At 61.2% G+C, this 21,617-nt stretch carries 18 protein-coding genes and 1 pseudogene; 7 read left to right on the forward strand and 12 right to left on the reverse strand.

Going from position 1 to position 21,617, the window contains the following annotated elements; genetic code table 11:
• The first annotated feature begins 2 nt into the window (after positions 1 to 2).
• On the forward strand, positions 3 to 731 hold the full coding sequence (locus tag Ga0074115_RS07615; RefSeq protein ID WP_060528381.1) for a UDP-2,3-diacylglucosamine diphosphatase: 729 nt from the start codon (positions 3 to 5) through the stop codon (positions 729 to 731).
• Between the two features lie 3 nt (positions 732 to 734).
• Here Ga0074115_RS07615 and Ga0074115_RS07620 read toward each other — a convergent pair whose 3' ends face one another.
• The 3 genes from Ga0074115_RS07620 to Ga0074115_RS07630 form a co-directional block, all read right to left on the reverse strand.
• The gene (locus Ga0074115_RS07620) at positions 735 to 1,463 is read right to left on the reverse strand and encodes a hypothetical protein (RefSeq protein ID WP_057957004.1); all 729 of its coding nucleotides are present in this window, start codon (positions 1,461 to 1,463) and stop codon (positions 735 to 737) included.
• Positions 1,448 to 2,260: a ferritin-like domain-containing protein gene (locus tag Ga0074115_RS07625; protein ID WP_198295055.1), complete on the reverse strand. Its 813-nt coding sequence runs from the start codon at positions 2,258 to 2,260 to the stop codon at positions 1,448 to 1,450. The genes Ga0074115_RS07620 and Ga0074115_RS07625 overlap by 16 nt, the downstream gene beginning before the upstream one ends.
• A 97-nt stretch (positions 2,261 to 2,357) precedes the next feature.
• Positions 2,358 to 3,683, reverse strand: coding sequence for a glycerate kinase type-2 family protein (locus Ga0074115_RS07630; RefSeq protein WP_060528382.1), 1,326 nt, complete (start codon positions 3,681 to 3,683; stop codon positions 2,358 to 2,360).
• Here Ga0074115_RS07630 and Ga0074115_RS07635 point away from each other — a divergent pair.
• The 4 genes from Ga0074115_RS07635 to Ga0074115_RS07650 are packed head-to-tail and all read left to right on the forward strand — an operon-like array spanning position 3,669 to position 6,776.
• Complete coding sequence (locus Ga0074115_RS07635; protein ID WP_060528383.1) at positions 3,669 to 4,595, forward strand: hypothetical protein; 927 nt, start codon at positions 3,669 to 3,671, stop codon at positions 4,593 to 4,595. The two genes, Ga0074115_RS07630 and Ga0074115_RS07635, sit on opposite strands and share 15 nt — an antisense overlap.
• On the forward strand, positions 4,595 to 5,665 hold the full coding sequence (locus Ga0074115_RS07640) for a hypothetical protein (protein WP_057956345.1): 1,071 nt from the start codon (positions 4,595 to 4,597) through the stop codon (positions 5,663 to 5,665). Before Ga0074115_RS07635 ends, Ga0074115_RS07640 begins: the two co-directional genes overlap by 1 nt.
• 41 nt (positions 5,666 to 5,706) lie before the next feature.
• Entirely contained in the window at positions 5,707 to 6,243 is a 537-nt protein-coding gene (locus Ga0074115_RS07645; RefSeq protein WP_005958907.1) for a Slp family lipoprotein, read from the forward strand.
• Between the two features lie 11 nt (positions 6,244 to 6,254).
• On the forward strand, positions 6,255 to 6,776 hold the full coding sequence (locus Ga0074115_RS07650) for a Slp family lipoprotein (RefSeq protein ID WP_057956343.1): 522 nt from the start codon (positions 6,255 to 6,257) through the stop codon (positions 6,774 to 6,776).
• Between the two features lie 14 nt (positions 6,777 to 6,790).
• Here the strand turns inward: Ga0074115_RS07650 and Ga0074115_RS07655 are convergent, their stop codons facing one another.
• The 5 genes and pseudogenes from Ga0074115_RS07655 to tsaB form a co-directional block, all read right to left on the reverse strand.
• The gene (locus Ga0074115_RS07655) at positions 6,791 to 9,175 is read right to left on the reverse strand and encodes a spermidine synthase family protein (protein WP_060528384.1); all 2,385 of its coding nucleotides are present in this window, start codon (positions 9,173 to 9,175) and stop codon (positions 6,791 to 6,793) included.
• A 30-nt stretch (positions 9,176 to 9,205) separates the two neighbouring features.
• The gene (locus tag Ga0074115_RS07660) at positions 9,206 to 9,946 is read right to left on the reverse strand and encodes a protein-L-isoaspartate(D-aspartate) O-methyltransferase (RefSeq protein WP_057956342.1); all 741 of its coding nucleotides are present in this window, start codon (positions 9,944 to 9,946) and stop codon (positions 9,206 to 9,208) included.
• A gap of 131 nt (positions 9,947 to 10,077) precedes the next feature.
• Positions 10,078 to 11,832, reverse strand: a complete 1,755-nt coding sequence (locus Ga0074115_RS07665) for a DUF6880 family protein (protein ID WP_232432967.1) — start codon at positions 11,830 to 11,832, stop codon at positions 10,078 to 10,080.
• 115 nt (positions 11,833 to 11,947) lie between these two features.
• Positions 11,948 to 12,231: pseudogene (locus Ga0074115_RS15770) on the reverse strand (M48 metallopeptidase family protein); the annotation flags it as partial.
• Positions 12,232 to 12,310: 79 nt separating this feature from the next.
• The gene (gene tsaB, locus Ga0074115_RS07675; protein ID WP_057956340.1) at positions 12,311 to 12,994 is read right to left on the reverse strand and encodes a tRNA (adenosine(37)-N6)-threonylcarbamoyltransferase complex dimerization subunit type 1 TsaB; all 684 of its coding nucleotides are present in this window, start codon (positions 12,992 to 12,994) and stop codon (positions 12,311 to 12,313) included.
• Positions 12,995 to 13,121: 127 nt separating this feature from the next.
• Between tsaB and Ga0074115_RS07680 the strand changes: the two genes are divergently transcribed.
• A complete protein-coding gene (locus Ga0074115_RS07680) occupies positions 13,122 to 15,485 on the forward strand; it encodes a P-loop NTPase fold protein (protein ID WP_057956339.1) in 2,364 nt (787 codons plus the stop codon).
• A gap of 13 nt (positions 15,486 to 15,498) precedes the next feature.
• Here Ga0074115_RS07680 and Ga0074115_RS07685 read toward each other — a convergent pair whose 3' ends face one another.
• The 4 genes from Ga0074115_RS07685 to Ga0074115_RS16230 all read right to left on the reverse strand — a co-directional run bounded on the left by Ga0074115_RS07685 (position 15,499) and on the right by Ga0074115_RS16230 (position 20,450).
• Complete coding sequence (locus tag Ga0074115_RS07685; protein ID WP_232432968.1) at positions 15,499 to 15,909, reverse strand: hypothetical protein; 411 nt, start codon at positions 15,907 to 15,909, stop codon at positions 15,499 to 15,501.
• Positions 15,910 to 15,998: 89 nt separating this feature from the next.
• Positions 15,999 to 19,187 (reverse strand): efflux RND transporter permease subunit, encoded by a 3,189-nt coding sequence (locus Ga0074115_RS07690; protein ID WP_057956338.1) that lies wholly within the window; start codon positions 19,185 to 19,187, stop codon positions 15,999 to 16,001.
• 5 nt (positions 19,188 to 19,192) lie between these two features.
• Positions 19,193 to 20,188: an efflux RND transporter periplasmic adaptor subunit gene (locus Ga0074115_RS07695; RefSeq protein ID WP_157292698.1), complete on the reverse strand. Its 996-nt coding sequence runs from the start codon at positions 20,186 to 20,188 to the stop codon at positions 19,193 to 19,195.
• 1 nt (position 20,189) lies between these two features.
• Positions 20,190 to 20,450 (reverse strand): hypothetical protein, encoded by a 261-nt coding sequence (locus tag Ga0074115_RS16230; protein ID WP_157292700.1) that lies wholly within the window; start codon positions 20,448 to 20,450, stop codon positions 20,190 to 20,192.
• A 284-nt stretch (positions 20,451 to 20,734) separates the two neighbouring features.
• Here Ga0074115_RS16230 and Ga0074115_RS07700 point away from each other — a divergent pair, with 284 nt between their 5' ends.
• Complete coding sequence (locus tag Ga0074115_RS07700) at positions 20,735 to 21,367, forward strand: TetR/AcrR family transcriptional regulator (RefSeq protein WP_057956336.1); 633 nt, start codon at positions 20,735 to 20,737, stop codon at positions 21,365 to 21,367.
• The last annotated feature ends 250 nt before the right edge of the window (positions 21,368 to 21,617 follow it).

The raw sequence follows: 21,617 nt of genomic DNA on the forward strand, positions 1-21,617 counted from the left end.
CGATGGCTGAGACCCTATTCATCTCCGACCTGCACCTCTCCGCCGAACGGTCGGAGACGGTGCACCGTTTCCTGCGATTCCTCGCCTCGGAGGCGCAGGGGACGGAGGCGCTCTACATCCTCGGTGACCTATTCGATGCCTGGATCGGCGATGACCTGGTGACACCAGAGATCAACGGCATCATCCACGGCATGCGTCTGCTGGCAGAGAGCGGCACCAAGATCTTCCTGATGCACGGCAACCGGGACTTCCTGCTCGGCGAGATCTTCTGCAACGCCAGCGGCGCGACCCTGATCAGCGATCCAACCCTGATCGAGCTGTACGGCACCCCGACCCTGCTGATGCATGGCGACCTACTCTGCAGCGACGACACCGCCTACCAGGCGTTCCGCCAGCAGGTGAGGGAACCCACCTTCATCAAACAGTTCCTCAGCCAGCCGATCCCCGAACGCATCGCTGCCGCTCAGGAGTACCGGACCAAGAGTGGTGAGGCCACCTCACTCAAGGCGGAGGCAATCATGGATGTCAACCAGCAGACCCTGGAGAGCTACCTGCGCGAACAGCAGTGTGGCCGCCTGATCCACGGCCACACTCACCGCCCCGGTCTGCACGACTTCGAACTGGATGGCCAGCCAGTACAACGCTACGTACTCGGCGAGTGGGACAGTGGCGGCGCCGAGATCCTCAGCGCCTCGGCGCAAGGGGTTGAGCTGAGGCGGCTACCTGCCTGAGCCTCAGCCCGCCTCTGCAGCTCCTCCCGAAGGCGACCCCATCTCAAGCCGCCGGAAGCTCTCCGGCAACACAAACAGCTCACGGTTGACAGGGAACTGGCGGCGGAAATCGAGCAGCTCCTGGCGATGCCCGGCCGGACTCCACTGCTGCAGCGGCAACCCCTTCTGCAGCAGCAGGCCGGGGCGCTGGATGTTCAATAGCAGATCGCAGGGCTCCTGGAACTCCGGCGGGATCGAAGCAAGCGTCGCCAGCTGTTGCCGGGCAAGCAGTCGCTGATACTCCTGCAGCGCAGCTCGCGCCTCCGGCATCAGGCCGGGCGCCACCAGACCACGCTCACACAGCTGACCCGCCACACTAATCTGCCACTCCTGCGGCTGCACCCCAGCCACCGTGGGGGCATCGGCCAGCTCCAACTGGCGCATCTCCAGCTGCGCCTGCGCAGGCGCTTCGGATCCACCCGCTTCAGCTCGGAACACCAGCACCAGCCGGTCATCCGGATTGACGCTGTAGATCACCCCAGCCTGGCGATCTAACAGAATAAACCCGGGACTGCTCGCCCCCTGATCCAGACGCAGGAAATCGTCGCTGACGATCACCCGGCTGATGTAGGGCTCTGCGCCAGGCTCGCTGACCCGAAACACCAACAGTCTGGCATCCAGCTCTGTTGCGCTCGCCGATACTGCTGCCGACAACGCCAGCACGAGTAGAATTCCGATTATTTTCTGGCGCATGACCGCTCCAATCGCTCCAGTTCCTGTGGCGAAAACCCCGCCTCAAGCCGCGCCTGCTGGTGTAGCGGACAGCGCATCCCGCCATTGAGGAATTGCTCCAACAGGTCAAAGTAGGTCGCCTCCGGCTCCAGCCCCCGCTGTTCACAAAGGTAATGAAACCAGCGGCTGCCAAACCGCACATGCCCCACCTCCTCATCAAGGATCACCTGCAGGCAGGCCACGGTCTGTTCGTCACCGATGGTGCGAAATCGTTCCATGATGCCCGGCGTCACATCCAGGCCCCTGGCCTCCAGCATGCGTGGCACCAATGCCATGCGCAGCAACGGATCCCGGGCGGTGCGCACGGCCATCTCCCACAGGCCGTTGTGCGCCGGATAGTCGCCATAGTCGGCGCCGCCATCGCGTAGGCGCTGACGCAGCAGGCGGAAGTGGTAGACCTCCTCCACCGCCACCTGTATCCAGTCGTCGTAGAACTCTGGTGGCAGACCGGGGAAGCGCTGCACCGCATCCCAGGCGAGGTTGATGGCGTTGAACTCAATGTGGGCGATGGCGTGGATCAGCGCCAGCCGGCCCGCCTCGCTGCCCAGGCCGCGTCGCGCCAGGCGGCTCGGATGGACCAGCTCAGGGCACGCTGGCCGTCCCGCCGTCTTGATCTCGTCCGCAGCGCACCAACCGGAGAGTTCCAGCTCACCGCTACGCCAGGCCGCAGCGGTCGCGTCGCTCAGCGTCAACTTCTGCTCCAGGTCGTCGCACAGCAAACATTCGCGGGCGGCTTGATAAAGACTCTCTGTATGCATTGAAGATTGACCAGGCAATTAATTAAGCCGATCTATAGGCCAGGCTGTGCCCGACACTATCCTTGATTTTAATCGATGGCATGCGGTGGCCACGGGCCTATATCTGGTCATTATCGGGAGCCAGCTTCAAGCCCAGCATCAGATCCATCACATTGGTGCCTGTGGGGCCGGTGCTGAGCAGGTCGCCGCTCGCCTGCAGCAGCTCACCGGCATTGCAGACACGCAGGGTGGCAGCGGCATCGAAGCCCTCCCGCTCAGCGCGAGCGATTGTAGCACCATCCACCAGCGCACCGGCGTCATCGGTGGGGCCGTCGCTACCATCACTGCCAGCGGAGAGAAACAAGCAGTTCTGCTCCCCAGCCAGCTCACAGGCGGCAGCCAACGCCAGCTGCTGATTGCGACCACCGCGGCCAGGCGAGGGCGGCAACACCACCGTGCTCTCACCACCCCAGATCCACACTCCCGCCGGCCCCACCCTGAGCCGAGCGGCCAATCTTCGCCCCGCCTCGGCGGCATCACCAACGATGAACTCAGGCTCCACTCTCACCGCATAGTCCAGCGTCCGCGCCTGCTGCGCCGCGGCCTGCTTTGCCATCTGCAGATTGGCGACAATCTCCACCGGCGGCGGATCCCGCAACGGCCGCCGCCGCTGGCTCAGACCGTTTGCCACTAGCATATCGAGCCAGCCCGGCAGTTGTTGCCGCCAACCCCGCTGGTCCAGCGTCAGGTCTGGCAGCAGCAGCCCCGAACCGATCACCCCAGGATCATCCCCCGGCACATCGGAGATCGCCAACGCTGTCACCTCTCGCTCCCCGAGCCAGTTGAGCAGCCCCCCGCCTTTGATCAGCGAAAGCGACTTGCGCACCCGGTTGATCTGATCGATGGGCAGGCCACTGGCCTGCAGCCACTGGTTGGTCCGCAGCAGCTGCTCCAGACCGACCCCGGGCACCGGCAGCTCCAGCAGACTCGAGGCACCGCCGGAGATCAGCAGCAACAGCGGCCCCACATCGGCCTCGATGAAACGGATCAACTGCTGCCCCGCCTGCAGGCTGGCCGCGTCCGGCAGAGGATGACCCGACTCCAGCGCCTGCCAGCCAAAGCGGCGGCAGTGGCGTCGATCAAGATGCCCGACCTTGGAGATCAGCAGCGCCGCCGCCAGCCTCCCACCCAGCGCGGCTTTCGCACCATCCGCCATCGACTGAGCCGCCTTACCCACCGCCACCAGACGCACACCATCTGGCAGCGACCGCCGCTGCAGGGCAGCCGCGACACAATCGTCGCCCGCCACTGCACGGAGGGCCGCACTGAATATCTGTAAAAGCGCCCGGCGATGGGGATGAATCGCTGTCATCGGCTGATTTGCTAGGTTAAACTGGTTCGGTTTGTCGAACTCAATGGGGAGAGAGCGTTGGGGAGCATACAACTGCGCCGTAATTTCAGCCGCAACATCCTGATCCGTATGATCATCATGTCGCTAATCGCGCTGGGATTAATCGTCTGGAAGTTCGGGTTCATCAATCAGGTCTACTTCCGCGACCAGCTGACCAGCACCGGACTGATCATCAACGGCGCCATCGTGCTGCTGTTTTTTGTCGGCATCCTGCGCATGATCACCATCTTCGCCCACTACAGCCGTGAAGAAAACGACCTGATCCGCTTTCTGCGCAACCTGCGTGAAGGCCAGCGCGACCCGCTGGAAAACATCGCCAGAAAGTCTATCATCGCGATGCGCTACCGCACCATGATGGGGCTGCACAAGGCCAACTGCCCAATCAACCACGGTTCGCTGGCCGCCACCCTGCTGGCCAACGAGAGCACCCGCAACAGCCTGCCAAAATTCATCAACAACGTGCTGATCCTGACCGGTGTGTTCGGCACCATCGTGTCGCTCTCGATCGCCCTAATCGGCGCCTCCGACATGCTCTCCAACGCGGTCAGCTCCGGCGGCATGGGAATGGTGGTGCACGGCATGTCCACCGCGCTCTCCACCACCATCACCGCCATCGTCTGCTACCTCTTTTTCGGCTACTTCTACCTCAAAGTGACCGACGTGCAAACCAACCTGGTGAGCGCGGTGGAGCAGATCACAGTGAATGAGTTGATGCCCCGCTTTCAGACCACCACTGACAGTGCAATCCACGAATTCACCGGCCTGGTGCGCTCGATGCAAGGACTGGTGACCAATCTGGCGCGCTCCCAGGAGCGCTTCGGCAGCCTCGAAAAACAGCTGGTCGCCACCCTCAAGGCCCACGACAAAACCACCGAGACGCTCGCCACCGATATGGACGAGATCAAGCTGATCCTGATCCGCGGTTTCCGCCTGCACGACGATTGATGATGGACGACGGCTTCATCGATCTGCGCCTCAACCGCCACGCCGGCGAAGCGGACGAAGGCTTCTGGCCCTCTTTCACCGACATCATGACGGTGATCATGATGATCTTCCTTCTCGCCATGGTGGTGCTGCTGATCCGCAACATGGAGCTGCTCGAGCAGCTGCGCACCTCGATCGCCTCTGAGCAGGAGGCGATGGAACTGGTACGCTCCACCGGCGCCGAGAACGAAACCCTGGAAGATCAGCTGATCGCCCGCGAGCATGAGATTTCGATGCTGCGGCTGCAGCTGATGCGCATGGAGGAGCTGCAGGAGCAGCAGGAAGCGGCCATCACCAGCCAGCGTCATCAGATCGGCGATTTGGGCCGGGAGCGCGAGGGACTGGAGACCCAGCTCAAACAGCTCGGCTTCGAACGGGATGATCTCAACATCCGCCTCGAACGGCAGGTCGATCTCACTAAGCTGCAGCAGGCACAGATGGCTCGTCAGCAGACCCAGATCAATCAGCAGCAGAGCCAGCTCGAACAACTGCTGCGCGACATCCAGAATCTCAACGAAGATATGGGGCGCCTGAGCAGCCGCCACAGTGAGACCCTGACAGAGATGGAGAACCTGCGCAGCGCCTACGCGGACCAGGGCAAAGCGCTGCAACAGGCGCGCAGCAGCGATCTGCTGGGCCAGCAGGAGCTGGAGAATCTGCAGACCAAGTTCGCCAATCTGAGGATAAAGTATGATCGACTGGTGCGGCCGGCCCGCACCGCCACAGGCAAATATGTGGTCGAGGTGCGCTACTCCAAACAGGATGGCAACCCGCAAATCGACCTGAAGCTGCCGGAACAGAGCCACTTCCGCACCATCTCAAACGAGGAGCTCGAGGCCAGCCTGGACGAGATCAAGGGAGCCAAGGGCAACAAGCTCTATATCAAGGTGATCATCCCGAAAAACAGCGGCCTCTCCTACAACGAGGCCTGGGGCTTCACCACCCGCCTGCACCGCAAATACGACTACTATTTCCAGCAGGAGGCCAAGCAACAGCGAATCATCGAAGACGAGCAGCCCCAGACCGAATAGACCGCTGCCCTACAGCTTGGCCAGAGTCAGAGGGTGGGTAGATGATAAACAAAGTCACAAACGCGCTCCTGCTGAGCCTGGCGATCCAGTTAAACGGCTGCGCCAGCCCGCTGCCCAAGGCGATCAGCCAGGTGCCGCCGACCGAGATCCGGGTCGAGGAGGTACGCCAACAACCCGAGCGCTTTCTCGGCAGCCGGGTGCGCTGGGGCGGCAGCATCATCCAGGTGGAGAATCTGCCGCAACATACCCTAATCGAACTGCTCTCCCGCCCGCTCTCTGGCAACGGCAAGCCAGACAGCTCAGGCCGCACGCAGGGCCGCTTCCTGGCCCGCATTCCGGGTTTTCTCGATCCGGAGGAGTACCCCAAAGAACGGCTGCTGACGATCAGCGGCACAATCGCCGGCACCACCCAGCGCACGATCGGTGACTACCCCTACCTCTACCCGCTGGTGGAGAGCGAAATTCACCACCTCTGGCCGGATCAGCGCGAAGCGCGCGACTGGCGCAACCGCGATCCCTTCTACGACCCCTGGTACCCCTGGGGATCGCCCTGGTATCGCCACCCCTACTACTGGTAATCCGGTGACCCATGAAAAGCCTACTGATAATTTGCCTTTTCGCTAGCCTCACCTGCTGCGCCCAGACCCCCACCCGCCCACCAGCTGCCGACCGCTCGATCACCCCCAGAATGGTGGTCGATACCGGGGAGCAGTATCTCTCCCATCAGGTCGAATGGGGCGGGGTGATCGTCGAGTCACGCAACCTGCGCCAGAACAGCGAACTCCAGGTACTCGCCTACCCGCTGGATACTGCGGCACGCCCCGATCTCGACCAACCGCCCAACGGGCGCTTCATCGTCGTCAGCCCGGGCTATCTGGAGAATGTGGACTATGCCAAGGGCCGCCAGGTCACCCTCAGCGGCAGGATCTCGGCACTGCGTCCCGGCAAGGTGGGTGAGGCCGACTACCTCTTTCCTGTGGTCGACAGCAGCGAGATCGAGCTCTGGCCCGAGCAGAGCCGGGGCGGTGTCACGCCAAGATTCAACTTCGGCATCAGCGGCGGTTCAGGCGGCCGGATCCGCACCGGGGTCGGTGTCGGCATCCAATTCTGAAGCCACAACTAGCGTCAATCTGCGCCAGGAAACCCGGCCCATGCCAGCAGATAGAGCGCGGCCGACAGCAGCATCAACCCGCTAAACCCCAGATCCACCGCCAGCAGCGCGGCCAGCAGCGCACTCACCACCGAGGCGCAACCATTGATGCCCCAGGCCCAAGGCATCAGGGCTGGCTGACGTTCGCCGAGCGCCTGTAGACCCAAGGCAAACGGCATGCCCATCGCCAGCCCCAGTGGCAGGATCAGCAGAAAGCTGAAGACAAACCGGGCCAGCAGCGGGAGATCACCCATCCCCTCCAGCAGCGCGGGCCCCAGCCAGAGAAACTGCACCACCCAGAGCGCAATCGTCACCACCACCGCTGCCAGCACAACACGGGCGCCAAATCGCTGTGCCAGCCAGTGGGAGGCAAAACTCCCCACGCCAGCGCTGGCGAGAAAACCCGCCAGCACCGCCGTCACCGCATAGACAGGATGACCGAGAAACAGCTGCAGGCGCTGGATGAAGGCGATCTCGATAAACAAAAAGGCGATGCCGATGGCGCTGAAAAACAGCACGACCCGCCCCCAACCCGGCTCTGCCAGCAAACGCCTGCGCAACAGGGCCAGCGGCAACAGGATCAGCAACAGGCTGCTTAACAGGGCCAGCAGCAGGGCGATCAGCAGCAGGACGTAGCCCCAGTCGAGATGAGCCAGACCGCTGCCGGCAGGCTGCTGCAACAGTTCTCCGACTCTGGATAGACGCAGAAAGTGGTTAAAGTAGGGGCGGTCATCCGTCGTCACCCTGATATCGAAGCGATAATCATCGATGAATCGCTCCCCGCCTTTCCCCAGCAGGGCCCGCACCCCCTCATGGAAAAAGGGTCGCGCCAGCCGGTGCAAGCGGTTGACCTCCTCCGGGCCGAGATCGGAGAGATAGACCAGATCGAACATCCGTTCACGACTGAAGCGCCGCACCGCCTGCCGCTGCACACCACTCAAGGGCTCAAGCGAAACCACCAGGGTGAGTGTATTCCAGCCGCGGATCAGCGCCAGGTTGAAAGCCGCCACCAGTTTCAGGCCATCCTTGGGCGGCAGATTAAGCCCACGGGTCAGGGTCACCACACCGTTGGGCGTGAGCCGCTCCAGACAGCCACGTAACGACTCCAGGGTGTAGCGATACTCTTCCTGGCTGGAGTTCAGTCCGCCCGCATCACCCAGCCCCTCCCCTACCGTCAACTGAATCAGATCGTAACGAGCGTGCGGTTGGCGCAGATGGCTACGCAGGGTACGCGGATAGAAACTCACCCGCCCAGCAAACGCGCTATTATGCTCAAGCTGGGCCTGCTGCAGCGCCAATAGCCTGGGATGAGGCTCGATCAGGTCGATCTGCTCCGCGCCCAGCGCCAGCGCCTGTTCTACTCCAGTCGCATCACCAGCACCAACTAACAGCACCCGAGCTGGCGCCACCAGCTGATAGGCAAGCGCAGAGCTGAGATACCCCAGATAGTCGCTCTGCTGATCGGGCGCAGCCAGCGCCCCGCTGAAATCCCCATCGACAAACAGCGCCGCACGCCCCGGCGGCGCAACCGGCGACAGCAGGCTCAGGCCAGGCGCATGGCGCATCGGCACCTGGCGGTTCTCCAGCAGCGTCACCACCCCCAGTGGATGACTCTCCTGCACCAGCACCGCCGCTCCCCGCGCCGTCAGACTCTGAGACAGATCCTTGTAGTCGGCCGGCTCTACAGCCAGCTCCAGCCTGGCAAGCCAGCTGATCAGCGCCAACAGACAGGGCAGCAGCAGCCACCACAACGGACGGCGTCGCCAGCCCATCGACTCCACGACGCCAACGATCCCCGCCATAGTGCCACAGGCAGCCACGATGAACAGTGCTTCGGACGGCGCAGAGAGAAACAGCAACAGGAGCACCGCAGCAGAACCAATCCCGGCCCCCAGCAGGTCACTGCCGTAGATCCGGTTGACCCAACTGCGATAGCGACGCAGGGCGAGACCGAGCGCATTCGCCACCACAAAAAACGGCAGCGCTAACAGCAGATAGACTTGCAGCAGATAAGCCAACTGCCGCCAGTTCCAGGCGAGATCGAGCGGATTCAGCGGCACCCGCGCGGCAAACTGGAAAGCATACCAGGCAAGCAGACCAAACAGCAGCGCATTGAGGGCGAAAAAGAGGCGGAAATGGCGTGTCAGTGTGTCGCCCAGAAGGCTCAGAAAGGTACCGCTGGCGCCATACCCCAGCAGCGCCAGACTGATGATCATACCGACCAGGCCGGGCCAGTGGATCATAGAGAAGAGCCGGGTCAGCAATACTTCGTAGGCCAGCGCCGAAGCCGACAGCAGGCCGATCGCCAGATAGGGTGGAACCCCCGCATCCGCTATACAACGATGAGAAACGGTCGTCATCTATTTTCCAGACGCCCCTTCCCACACCACTCAGTGACTGCCCGTCAGGGGCACAAAGGAGACCGGCAGGATCTCCTGGGTGGTGAGACTGCCATCCAGCCCTTTGATCACCAGCACCAGCTGCTGGACGTGGTAGCGGTTGCCCACCGGCAACACCATACGCCCACCCCGCTTCAGTTGGCGCACCAGCGGTGGCGGAACGTGGCTGCCTGCCGCGGTGACAATGATGGCGTCGAATGGTGCAGCCTGCGGCAGCCCATGATAGCCATCCCCGAGATGCACCCGAATCCGGTCAAAACCCAGTTGCTGCAGGCGCTGTTTGGCCTGATCCGCCAGCTCTTCGACGATCTCCATGGAGTAGACATCCACGCCGAGCCTATCGAGCACCGCCGCCTGATAGCCGGACCCGGTGCCCAGCTCAAACACCCGATCCCCTGTCGAGACCTGGAGTAGTTCGGTCATCAACGCCACAATCAGGGGTTGTGAGATGGTCTGGCCATAGCCGATGGACAACGGACGATTCTGATAGGCATTGGCGCGCTGTTGTGGCGGCACAAACTCGTGCCGGGGCACATCAGCCATCGCCATGCGGAGCCGGGGTGAGAGTCCATCCAGCCCAAATGGCACAGCCAATACCCGCAGCTCCCGCTCGACCTCATCCAGCATCACCTCGCGCTGCTGTCGATAGACATCCTCTGCGGCAACTGGGAACAACACCCCGCACCACAGCAACACCACCAGCAACTGCTGGAAACCCCGCCCGCATTGCATACCAGCCCTCCTCTGCTGCTTTAAGTATGGCCGATATTTGGCCTCCGGGAGGCTTGGCTGGAGCAAGCGCAAGAGGAAGTTAGGACAATGGTTGATAAATAAAGGGATCGGTTTTAAGGCGGCTTTCTTGATTATTTTCCAAACCGCTCCAGCAATTTCATGAAATTACGTTTGCGTTTATATTTCTCCCGGATTTGCAAAAGATTGTGCCGGAATTCAGCCTTGTCTCCCAACCGGCCCATCAGTTTTTCGACCCGGCTCAGCAAGGCGGCGGCCTCGGCGTAGGCATCGTTGTTGGTGCGTTCCACAATCGGGCCGATCAGCTTCTGATAGATAGCAACTGCATCGCGAGGATGCTCCTTCTCCCGCAGGCCAGCCAGCCTGAGCCAGAGTTCCTCACTGCATCCCCCTTCAACAGCCTCTTGCCAGGCGGCCTCGATCTCTTTCTCCCACAGAAAGATCTCCACCAGCCTGGAGCGATCCGACCCGGGACGATAAGGCCGCTGGCCGCGCGGCGGCTTCTTCACCCTCGGCTCGATGACCGCCCGCAACTGATCCAGGGCACGCTGACGCCAGTGGGGCCAATGTTTGTAGCGATCAGCATGTTTTTTCAGCTTTTGATAGTTGCTGAGGTAGGGGCGTTGTTCAAACTGGGGCCAGATCAGAGTCATCGCTTCGTCGTGCCGCTTGCGACGGTGATACATATCGGCCAGCAGATCCTGCAGGCGGCTATCCGCCTCATCGCCGAAGGCCTGGATGCCTCTCTCCGCCCATTCCAGCGCCTGTTCGCTGCGGCGCGCCTTGCGGTAGATTTCGGCGATCTGGTAGAAGGCGTAACTGGATGACAGGTCTTGGCTCTTGACCTGCACCAGCGCCTCGATATCGCCGCTCTGTTCGGCCAGGCTTTCCATGATGCTCGTGATGTAGAAACGCCGGCAGTATCGGCTCTGATCATTTTCACCCGGCTTGAGCGACCGAACCTTGGCCCACTCAGCCTCGGCCAGTGCGCGGTAGTGCTCGCGCCCCCGCATCCCCAACACCTGGGTGTAGCTCTTGATGGCGCCATGAAACACATCCCAGTCACCACTCAACTCCCAACGGAACAGCCGTTCTGCCAGCACCTCCTGGTCAGGTTTTGCCTTGCGGCAGGCACTCAGATGCAGTGCCTGCAGTCGCTCCAACAGCAGACTCATGTAGCCGTCGGAATCCTCCACAGTCTCAATAGCGCGCGTCGTCCGTTGCAGAGCATACTCGCTCAGTTCGATCACCGCGGCGGCATGGCCCTGGGCCAGGAGTTCGTCGATGGCATCGATCGCTCCGTCCATGCCGCGGTAATAGTCGGGCATCGCATAGTAATCGATGAATCCGTCGCTACCGATCGCCTGGTCGATGATTTTTCTATAGGCATCCAGGTTCACGCCCCGGGCTGCGGCAGCCTTGAGCATCAGCCGGTCGACGAGCTGTTCATCTTCCACGGCGGCCTCAAGGAGCATATCCGCCAGAGCCTCCCTCTCCTGTAGCAGCAGCCAGGCTCGCACATCCTTCATGGTCAGATCCGCTTCCGCCTGTTTCGGCTGCCTGCGTCTGGCCGTCTTGCCAGCCGGCGCCTGCTTCTCCAGCCAGGCCAGTGCAACCGCCACACAATGCTTGCAGAAATCGCCACCCAGCCCCACCGGGCAGTCGCAATCATAATCGATAGTCTTGCCGTCTTCCCACAACCGAACATGGTAGCTGTGAGTGCCTCTAACCGTCGCCGCGATCTTGCCCCGGCGTTCCCGCAGGTTACGGACCCGCTCATCTTGGTAATAGGCCTCACCACGCCCATAGGCGCGGGAACCGGCCCAGCGTTTGATTTGGTTCGTTGTCAGCGTCTTGAGCAGTGTCATGTTGTACTTACCTGGATCTGGCCTGACCGGCAATTTTACTATTCAACTGGGGTTGCTGCGTGCGCTTGGCCAAAGGCTGAGAGCGGATGGAGAAGGCAGGATCAGTAACGCAATCCTCATGCGACAGCGGCGCGCGATTCAGCTCTTCCCGATACACCCGCCACAACGGAATGAGACGGTCCATCAGCGCCGAAACCGATTGTTATGATGACGCTCCAGCAAGTGCAACACCTCATGTACAACGACGTACTCCAGACACTGACGTGACTTCTTGGCCAGATCGAGATTCAGCCAGATGCGCCGCGCCTCAATATTACAGCTACCCCATCGCGTCCGCATGCGCCTGATGCCCCACTCGGCAATCTGAACACCGGTGACAGGCTGCCACTTCTCGATCAACGCAAGAGCCTAGCTAAACCCAGCCGTACCAAGCTCCGGAGAGCTGGAACGACCTCGATGCGTGCCGGGTGGGTCGTAATCAGGAACGGGGCTTCTTCGCCACCTGATCACGTAGATAGACTGGCAGTGCGGCCTCGGCGGCCACCGCCTCGCCGCGGGCAAAGCCATCGACGCCGAGCAGGGCCACCTCTTCGGCGCGGCACAGCAGTTCGCCATCACTGGCCTTGAGTTGAGCGCCAAGCCGCGGACGCAGCTGTTCGCCATAGGCCTGCCAGCCGCCACCGATGCCGTACCAGCCCTCCCCGTTGGGCAGGCTTACCTGGTCGGCCTGAGCCACCAGTTCCTGCCCCTGCAGCTGCGCGATACCCGCATCATCGACCCGGTAGGCGCCCCAGTAGAGTTCCCCCATCCGGGCATCAAACGCTGGCAGCAGCCTGCGTTCACCACACTCACGAAACGCCCGCTGCGCCAGCGCGGCCAGGGTCGAGACTGGCACTACCGGCAGCTCGGCGGCAAAAGCCACCCCCTGCACCACCCCGGTGGCAATGCGCACCCCGGTGAAAGAGCCGGGACCACGGCCAAAGGCCAACGCATCGAGCTGGTTCGGGTGCAGACCGGCCTCGGCCAGCAACTCGTCCATCATGGTGAGGATCAGTTCGCTGTGGCCGCGGGGTTTTACCTGAAAACGGCTGGTGAGTTCACCCTCCAGATAGAGGGCGGCGGAACAGGCTTCGGCGGCTGTCTCAAGGGCAAGCAGTTTCATCGGCGATCAGTTAGGTTACATTATAGAGGCGGCAGTATAACCGAGCCAATCACCGGCTTGACGCCTATCAGAGCAGGAACTAGTTTCTCAACATGGCTCCAGCAGCTGGAACGGGAGGAAGACACTGATGGCATCCGAGATCCGCCTCAAGTTTCTCAACGACAATCCAGTCGGCCATGATCAGGTAAAAGATTCTGCTTCACGGGACGACCGGCTCGATTTTGCATCCTTCATCAACCCCCTCGCCCATCGCATCCTCGCCTCCGACCAGCACAACACGCCGCTGACCATCGGCATCTTCGCCCAGTGGGGCATGGGCAAGAGCAGCATCATGCACATGTTGCAGCAACGCCTGAAGGATGAGTGCCATACGGTCTGGTTCGACCCCTGGAAATACCATAGCCGGGAGGAGGTGTGGAAGGGCCTGGCGCTGGAGCTGGTGCACAAGATCACCAGGCACGACTCGGCGAAAAAACAATTCCAGCGCCGTCTGCCTGCCATCAAACTCAGTCTCGCCAAACTTTTGTGGGACAGGCTGTTAGGCAAGCCCGGAGCAACCTTGGTTCACGCCGCACAACAGGAGCCCTGGTCGCCGGATTTTTTGCACCAGTTCGAGGAGAACATTGGCCAGTTGATCAGCGAGGTTACCCGCGCCGAGGATTCAGGGGCGTCCAAAAAGCCCAGAAAGCGGCTGGTGGTGCTATTTATCGATGACCTGGACCGCTGCCTGCCCGATGCCGCAGCGACGGTGCTGGAGGCGCTGAAACTGGTGCTCAACCAGCCCAACATGATCGTGGTGATGGGGATTGCTGAACAGGAGCTGTCGCGCGCAGTCTACGCCCTCTATTCGAAGCTGCTCAATACCGACCGGGAGAAGCTCGACCCAGAGTGGGGCAAGCGTTACATCGAGAAACTGATCCAGATCCCCTTCCCTGTCCCTCAGGTCACCAGCGCTAGCTTTCTCAGATATGTTCGCCACTGCCTGGGGGAGAGCGCGGTGGATCAGTTACTAGAGCGACCGGAGGTCTGGGCGCAGATCATCCGCGATGCCAGCGGCGCCAACTTCCGCGATGTCAAACGCCTGATCAACCAGTTCATCTCAGAGTGGGACAAGGGGCAGGCCAACACCAACCTGAATGGCAGCAGCCAACTCGAACCGGGCCGAGTGGCACTGATGATCGTGCTGAACCGACGCTTCAGCAGATTCATCGACCATTGCCGCGCTGATCCCGGCCTGTTTGTGCGCTATCAGAGCCATTTTCTCAAACTGGCCAGCGGCGAGGTCGCCCTTGATGAAGAGGAGAGTCAGACGCTGACAGAGGCCTTTGGGGAGCAGGAAGATGACCCCTTTCATCGCAGCGAGGCGTTGGCCGAGCTGTTCGCCACCTGCTTCTATGCCGAGCCGTCAGAGCAACCGCTGGTCAGCAGCTTTGAGAGTATCGAGGAGGCCAGGAGCTACTTCGAATTCGGTCTGCCCCCTGAGCCCGTCAGCCAAACCACATCGACCAGTGAAGCAGAAACTACCGCTGAACCACCACCAACCAAACCGGCTGATCATGTCAGTGACAGGGTGCTCAAGGCGCTGGAGCAGACCCATCAACTGCTAGGCCAGAATCAGCTCGATGAGGCTGAGGCCGTGGCAGCAAAGGCCCTGAAGATCACGAAAAGCAGAGAGGAACCGCTTGGCAGCGGCAAACTACAACTGTTGCGTGCCGAGATTCGTCTCAAGCAACGGAATCTGCGCTGGGCGCGCCAGTATGTGGCGGAGGCGCTGGCGGCAGGCATCGACCATCAGGACCGGGACCTGGAACTGGCGGCGCTCAGCCTCAAGGGACAGATCGAACTCGCCGCCGGACATCCTGCCGAGGCCCAGGAACCGGCCGCCCAGGCCCTCTCCCTGGCGCGGGCCATTGGCGACAGCCGCGCCGAGCTAGAGGCCTTGGAGACACTCGCCACCATCAACCAGCAACGAGGCGAACTCGATGAGGCAAAAAACTATATCCATCAAGCTCTGGAGATCGCCGAGTCTAACCGTTTCCGTAAAGCAGAATTACGATTGCGGCTCGTCGAAGCAAAAACTGAACGACTGCGCGGTGATCTTGGAGCAGCCTATCCGATCTACCAAGAAGTTCAGAAACTAGCCGATTCGCTCAATATTCCTAACGCTGAGTTTGATGCCTTGCTACAACTGGCAGAGCTGGAACAGGAGCGGGGCAATCGTGCGTCAGCAGAATCGCAGCTCCAGCGGGCGGCAGAGATCGCCACAAAGATAGACGACCCGTTGCTGTACGCCCAAAGCCAGATCGCCTTAGGCGAAGTGATGGAGGAAATGGAGATGATCGAGGCGGCTGCACAATGCTACAGGGAGGCAATGGACGCGACTCAGGTCGCCACAAAAGGATTAGATAACCCAGCCGCCCAGGCGCTACAGGGAGATCTGAAAAAACGCCTGAAGCGCATCGACTACCTAAAGGAACAGCTACCGGAATAGGCCTGAAGCCGCACTACTGGACCTCCACCGCCAACATATCCGAGTAGGCGCTGGTGTAGCCGTCGATGTCATCGACGGTGACCGCAAAGTAGTGCGTGCCGACCGCCACATCCCGCAGTATGAACTGCCTGCTGCTGCCATCGCTCTGCTCCCCCACCGGCAGCATCGCATCGTAGTCGGGAGTGGCGGCATGGTAGACCTTGAAGCCTGTTACCGGCAGTTGAGTGGTGGGGGTAAGATCCCAGGAGACTCGCAGATCGACACGGCCGCTCGGGCCAGCGTCGACCCTGGTGAGCGGGAGCGTGGCGCCACCCCCATCGCCACTGTCAGTGGATTGGGTGGTGGTAGTGGATGAATCACCTCCGCCACAGCCTGCTAGCAGAGTCATTACCAGCAGCAGATAGATCATGATAAGTGATCGCATGGCCCGTTCCTGCAATCGAAATGAGAACTGATTATATCCCTCTGCCGCGGTCAATTTCAGGTCATAATCGGTCCATTTTTCCCAATCTATCAACCCGTGATCTGTTCATGTTCATCCACATCGAGATCCACGCTCCGATTTGTACCCTTACGACGACGCTGGCGGCGCTCCTCCAGCCCGGTCAGCAGATCCCACAATACCGGCACGATAAACAGGGTCAGGGCGGTGGCGGTGGCCAGGCCGGTGACGAAGGTGGAAGCCATACTGCCCCACACCAGCGAGTAGCTGGGGATGCCCAGCGCCATCGGCAGCAGGCCAAGGGTAGTGGTGAGGGTGGTGAGGACAATCGGCCGCAGCCGCACATGCACCCCCTCGATGATCGCCTGACGCCGCGCCATACCCGACCGGTAGCGACGATTGATGAAGTCGATCAGCACCAGCGCGTCATTGACCACCACCCCGGCCACGCCGATCACCGCGATGAAGCTGTTAACGGTGAACAACGACTGGCTGACCAGCTTGCCGAAGACCACGCCGATCAGGGCGAAGATAATCGCCGAGAGGATAATCATCGGCTGTAGGTAGGATTGGAACTGGGTCGCTAAGATCACATACATCACCAGTACCGCGATGATGAAGGCGTAGGCCAGCGACTCAAAAGAACGCTGAGTGTCCTCATGCTCACCGCCGAAGATTACCGTAGCGCCCGGATAGCGATCACGCAGGGTCTCGTAGTGGGCGCGCACCGCGCTGACGATCGCCGGCGTCGAAGTCGGCGCGCCCTCTTTGATATTCGCCTTTAGGCTGATCGCCCGCTGCCCCTGGTAGCGCTTGATCTCGCCCGGCTCCGAGTAGCTATGCAGCCGCACCAAATCGGCCAGATGGACCGGCCGGTCGGCATCTTCCACCACCGGCAGGTAGAGTGCATGCTCCGGCTCCGTCAGCTGTGCTTGATCCACATAGAGTTTGAGGTCGATCTCCTCATCCAAATGGCGGTACTTGCCGATATAGCGGCCGTCGAGCACGCTGGCGGCGAGCCGCGCCACCCGGGCGTTATCGAGACCATACTCCGCCACCCGATCCTGCAGCACCTCGAGCCGGATCACCCGGCGCGGGCGTCCCTGGTCATCCGCCAGATCGAGCAGATGCGGGCCGATATCAGGATCGGCGCGCATGAAGGAGAGGAGTTCGGCGGCGAGCGCGGCAACCGTCTCGGTCTTCGAGCCGACGATACGCACATTGATGTCCTTGCCAGTGGGCGGGCCATCCTTCTGCGGGTGGATGTGCAGCTGGTAGCCTTCGGTCTCGAAGCGCGGCTTGAGCCGCTCACGCATTCGCTCCAGGTGTGCTAGCGGATCCTCGAAGGCCTGCTCCCCCACCGAGGGCATGGTGACCATCACTGAGCCGTGGTTGTTACCGAACACCGGCTCGTAGTCCTCATTGAAGTAGTAGCCAGCAAATCCGGCAGCGGAGCGGGCGTAGCCGGGGCCATCCTCCATCACTGCCTCTGCGATCGTCCGCACCTTGCGGTCGATGGTCTCGATCGGGGTGTTGCTCGGCCCCACCACATCCACATAGTAGAGCTTGTAGTCGTCGGGGAAGAACTGGATGCGGATCAGTGGCGCCTTGCCGCTGACTGAGAGGCCCAGGATCACCACCGCCGCACCGAAAGCGATCACCACCAGCAACACGCTGGTGAGGCGGAAACGCAGGGTGAACCGCAGCACCCGGTCGGTGAAGCTGCGCAGCAGCCGCAGCAGGAGATTGTCGCGCTCCACCGCTTTGATCCTGCTGCCGCCACGGGGGCCAAAATCGAGGTAGTGGATCGGCAGGATCAGCAGGCACTCCACCAGCGAAGCGAGGATGGCAAAGGTCACCGCCTTCGGCACCAGGGCGAAGAACTGGCCGGTGGTGCCCGACATGATCAGCATCGGCAGGAACGCGGCGACGGTGGTCATGGTGGCGGAGATCACCGGCAGCGCCACCTCAGCGGTGCCACTAACGATCGCCTGTTGCAGCGGCTCCCCCTCCTGCACGTGACGGTAGATGTTCTCGGTCACCACGATCGCATCGTCGACGATGATGCCTGTCACCAGCACGAACGAGAACAGGGTGATCTCGTTGAAGCTATTGCCGGTGAGGTACATGATCAGCATCGTGATCATAAAAGAGAAGGGGATGCCGATGGTCACCAGCCCGGCATTGCGGATGCCCATGAAGTACCAAATGATCAGCGACACCAGGACTATACCCACCAACATGTTCATGCCGAGGGTGTTGAGGCCATCCTCGATATAGACGGTGGAGTCCTGGGTTAGCACCAGCTCCACCCCCTGGGCTGCCAGCAGTGGCCTGAACTCCTCCAGCAGCGCCACCACCGCATCACGGATGCGCATCGCGTTGCCCGCATCGGACTTGATCACCTGCAACCCCAGCGAGGGCCGGCCGTTGACCGAGGAGATCACCACCGGATCGCGATAGCCCATGCCGGCGTGACTGATCAGATCCGCCACCCGCACCAGGCTGGCATCGGCATCCTTGCGTACCACGGTCTGCAGCACCTGCTCACGGCTGACGAAACGCTCATCCACCTTGACCAGGAACTCACCACTGCTGGCGGTGAACCTGCCCGCCGGGATCGACAGGTTGGCGCTGCTCAGGGCAGCAGCAACCCGTTCGTAGCTGACCCCCAGCGCTCGCAGTTTGGCGGGATCGAGGGAGACGTGGAACTCCTGCACATCCTCCCCACTCAGCTTCACCTCCTGCACGTTGGGAATCTGCTTGAGGCGGCTCTTCAGCTCCTCCGCCATCAGCGCCAGCGCCCGGTTGCTATGCTCCCCCACCAGGTTGACGGCAATCACCGGCAGCCAGTCCTGCACCGTCACATACAGCATGTGCGGCGGATCGACCCCCTCTGGCAGCTCGTTGATGATATTGAGCACCTCGAAGCGCACCTCGTCGTAGAGCGCCTCGTAGTCCGAATCGTCGACAAACTTGAGACGCACATTGGAGCGACCGCTAAAGGAAGTGGCGTTGACCCACTCCACATCATCCACCGTCTCCAGCGCATCCTCGATCTTGCGCGTCACCAGGGTCTCTACCTCCACCGCCGAGGCACCGGGGTAGATGGTGTTGATGATCACCTCACCAAAGCCGAAGTTGGGGTAGCGTTCTGCGGGCATGGCGAAGATGGAGATGAAGCCCACTACCATCAACACCACGAACATCAGGTTGTAGAAGACCCGCTGTTTGAGGGAGAAACGTATCACCGGCTCCATCGCGCTCACTCCGCCGGGAGCCGGAAGCGGTCGCCGGGTTTTACCTCAGGGGAGACGACCCGCACCCAGTCGCCCTCAATACCGCTGGCGCTGCCAAGATAGACCACCTTCAGCTGCTCGCCGTCGACGCGGGTCAGCCAGTGCTGCTCATAACGCTCGCTGAGAGCGGCGCGGGGCAGTAGCACGGCCCCGGAAGATGCTGGCAACTCAAGCCGGAGTTCGGCACGGATACCGCCGCGGGGCTGTTGCATGGGCTGTTCGATCGCCAGCTCTACCTGGATCTTGCGTGACACGGGGTCGAAGGCAGGAGAGACATGTTCGATCTGCGCCGTTACCTCCCCTCCCCGATCTGGCAGGCGCAGTTTCAGATCGCCAGCCTGTCGCTCAAGTACGGTGAACTCCGCATTGTTAAGGGCAAACGGTACGATCAGGCGTGAGTAGTCCCCCAGGGTCACCACTGGCGTTCCGATATTCAGCCACTGCCCCGGCTCCACATGGCGTTCAATCACTCGCCAGCCTGCAGGCCCCGCCACGCAGTGACGCTGCCGGCGCTCGCGCAGGATCTGGGCCTGCACCTGACTGGCAACCAGCTGGGCACGGCTGCTCTGCAGGGCGCGTTCTGACTCATCCAGCTGGCTCTGGGATGAGCTCTTCTGCTGCAGTAGCCGGCTGAAGCGCTTCACTTGCTTGCTGTAGTGGGTGATATCCACCTGCAGACGCTGCTGCTCCGCCTGATTGGCGCGAATCTCCAGGTCGATGAAGGTTGTGTCGAGACAGGCGAGCGACTTGCCCTTCTCAAGCCTGTCGCCCACATCCGCTGTCACCTGCTCGACCCGGCCGGCAACCTCGGCAGAGACAACCAGCAGCGCCGCCTCACGGGTGAAGCCGGTGAGGGTCTCCTGCTGGGTGGCCACACGGGCCGCAACGCTCTGCAGCTGGGCTGCCAGTGCTGGCAGCGGCAACAATAGCATCAGCAGAGGTAGAGTGAGGATCTTGTTCACGTCAAACTCCTTTTTCGCCAACAGGTCGCATGACATCAGAAGATGAGGCTATGACACCGGCTTGAAAACCATCCAGTAGAGGGTCATCAGCGGCAGCAGGGTCGCCAGGGTACCGAACATGATTCACATCCAGCCGAGCTGCCAGTAGTGCTCGGGGATCGGCTGATCCCGCCGAAATACCTTCGCCATTCTGGCCTGTTTGGTCTGCACCGGCAGTAACACCCAGCAGGTGGATTGCCTTCAGCAGTAGGTAGCTGTCCATTGCCTCCCCCACCTATGCAGTCAGCATGCTGAGGAGCCCCATGACAGAATGGAGCATGACGGTTAGTGTAGCGACTCCCGCGAACAGGGGCGATCCAGCAAAAAATCTGACCAATAGTATCGATTTCATTGTTATCTTCCCTTGTAGCGGTGGCTGCCTGCTTGGCAGCACCAATCAATACAGCTGTTGGTGTGAATCTGGGAATGCAATCCTACACCACAAGTTGACAGTGTCAACATTGCGTAGATTAACCACTAACTCACTGTAATCAGACGGAACAGCGATTGAACTACCATCACGGTGATCTGAAAAACACCTTAATCAAGGCGGCAATCAGTCTGATTGCCGAGAAGGGGCCTAACGCCATCAGCCTGAGAGCGGTGGCCAAGCGGGCCGGGGTCAGCCACTCTGCCCCCTATCGTCACTTCAAAGACAAAGGCGCATTGCTCATGGCGATCGCCGAATCCGGCTTCAATGCGCTGGCGACACGCACCCGGGAGGCATCCCAGGCTTTCCCCGATGACCCCACCAGGCAGCTTCAGGCGGCAAGCATCGCCTATGTTGAGCTGGCCGTAGAAAACCCCGAGATCACCCAGCTGATGTTTGGCGGATTCATCACGCCTGATGAGTGTTCCGGCACACTGGCCGAGGCCTCGGAAAGGGCATTCAACAGTCTCTTATCCCTGATCGAGAGCGGCAAGGCTGCAGCCGTCTTCCGTGACGAGCCTACCGAAGAGTTGGCGCTTGCCGCCTGGTCCATGATGCATGGCCTCGCGATGCTCATCATTGGCGGACAGCTGCAAACCCGGGAGGGTGATCAGTGTGGGCCGCAACAGATCAGCAGATCGATTGGCAGATTTTTGATGGAGGGGATTCTGGGCAAAAACATCTCTTTTTCCGATCCCGGACATGAATGAACCTGTGCGCAACCGCATCATCGCCAAACTCGACTGCTGACACAGTCTCACGTTGCAGTCTGCTGTCCATGATCATTCAGAGGCTGCCGAACGCGGGGAGTGTGAAGCAGGCCGAAGACTGTCGGGATAATTGACACCTATAATCCTGGCACTATCTGGCAACTAACGGAACGATTCACCCGCGGATTGCCGCCTCAACAGCCGTACCCGGCCCAGCCGGACACCCGACACGTCTCCTGCGTCCTGTCAT

This window comes from endosymbiont of Ridgeia piscesae (assembly GCF_001443665.1).
Classification (GTDB): Bacteria; Pseudomonadota; Gammaproteobacteria; order Chromatiales; family Chromatiaceae; genus Endoriftia; species Endoriftia persephonae.

Excerpts from the sequence above, each read along its gene's own strand:
- Ga0074115_RS07640 (WP_057956345.1), top strand. The coding sequence starts at position 4,595 with ATGATGGACGACGGCTTCATCGATCTGCGCCTCAACCGCCACGCCGGC.
- Ga0074115_RS07660 (WP_057956342.1), bottom strand. The coding sequence starts at position 9,946 with ATGCAATGCGGGCGGGGTTTCCAGCAGTTGCTGGTGGTGTTGCTGTGG.
- Ga0074115_RS07645 (WP_005958907.1), top strand. The coding sequence starts at position 5,707 with ATGATAAACAAAGTCACAAACGCGCTCCTGCTGAGCCTGGCGATCCAG.
- Ga0074115_RS07665 (WP_232432967.1), bottom strand. The coding sequence starts at position 11,832 with ATGACACTGCTCAAGACGCTGACAACGAACCAAATCAAACGCTGGGCC.
- Ga0074115_RS07650 (WP_057956343.1), top strand. The coding sequence starts at position 6,255 with ATGAAAAGCCTACTGATAATTTGCCTTTTCGCTAGCCTCACCTGCTGC.
- Ga0074115_RS07625 (WP_198295055.1), bottom strand. The coding sequence starts at position 2,260 with ATGCATACAGAGAGTCTTTATCAAGCCGCCCGCGAATGTTTGCTGTGC.
- Ga0074115_RS07615 (WP_060528381.1), top strand. The coding sequence starts at position 3 with ATGGCTGAGACCCTATTCATCTCCGACCTGCACCTCTCCGCCGAACGG.
- tsaB (WP_057956340.1), bottom strand. The coding sequence starts at position 12,994 with ATGAAACTGCTTGCCCTTGAGACAGCCGCCGAAGCCTGTTCCGCCGCC.
- Ga0074115_RS07685 (WP_232432968.1), bottom strand. The coding sequence starts at position 15,909 with ATGCGATCACTTATCATGATCTATCTGCTGCTGGTAATGACTCTGCTA.
- Ga0074115_RS16230 (WP_157292700.1), bottom strand. The coding sequence starts at position 20,450 with ATGGACAGCTACCTACTGCTGAAGGCAATCCACCTGCTGGGTGTTACT.
- Ga0074115_RS07655 (WP_060528384.1), bottom strand. The coding sequence starts at position 9,175 with ATGACGACCGTTTCTCATCGTTGTATAGCGGATGCGGGGGTTCCACCC.
- Ga0074115_RS07620 (WP_057957004.1), bottom strand. The coding sequence starts at position 1,463 with ATGCGCCAGAAAATAATCGGAATTCTACTCGTGCTGGCGTTGTCGGCA.
- Ga0074115_RS07690 (WP_057956338.1), bottom strand. The coding sequence starts at position 19,187 with ATGGAGCCGGTGATACGTTTCTCCCTCAAACAGCGGGTCTTCTACAAC.
- Ga0074115_RS07680 (WP_057956339.1), top strand. The coding sequence starts at position 13,122 with ATGGCATCCGAGATCCGCCTCAAGTTTCTCAACGACAATCCAGTCGGC.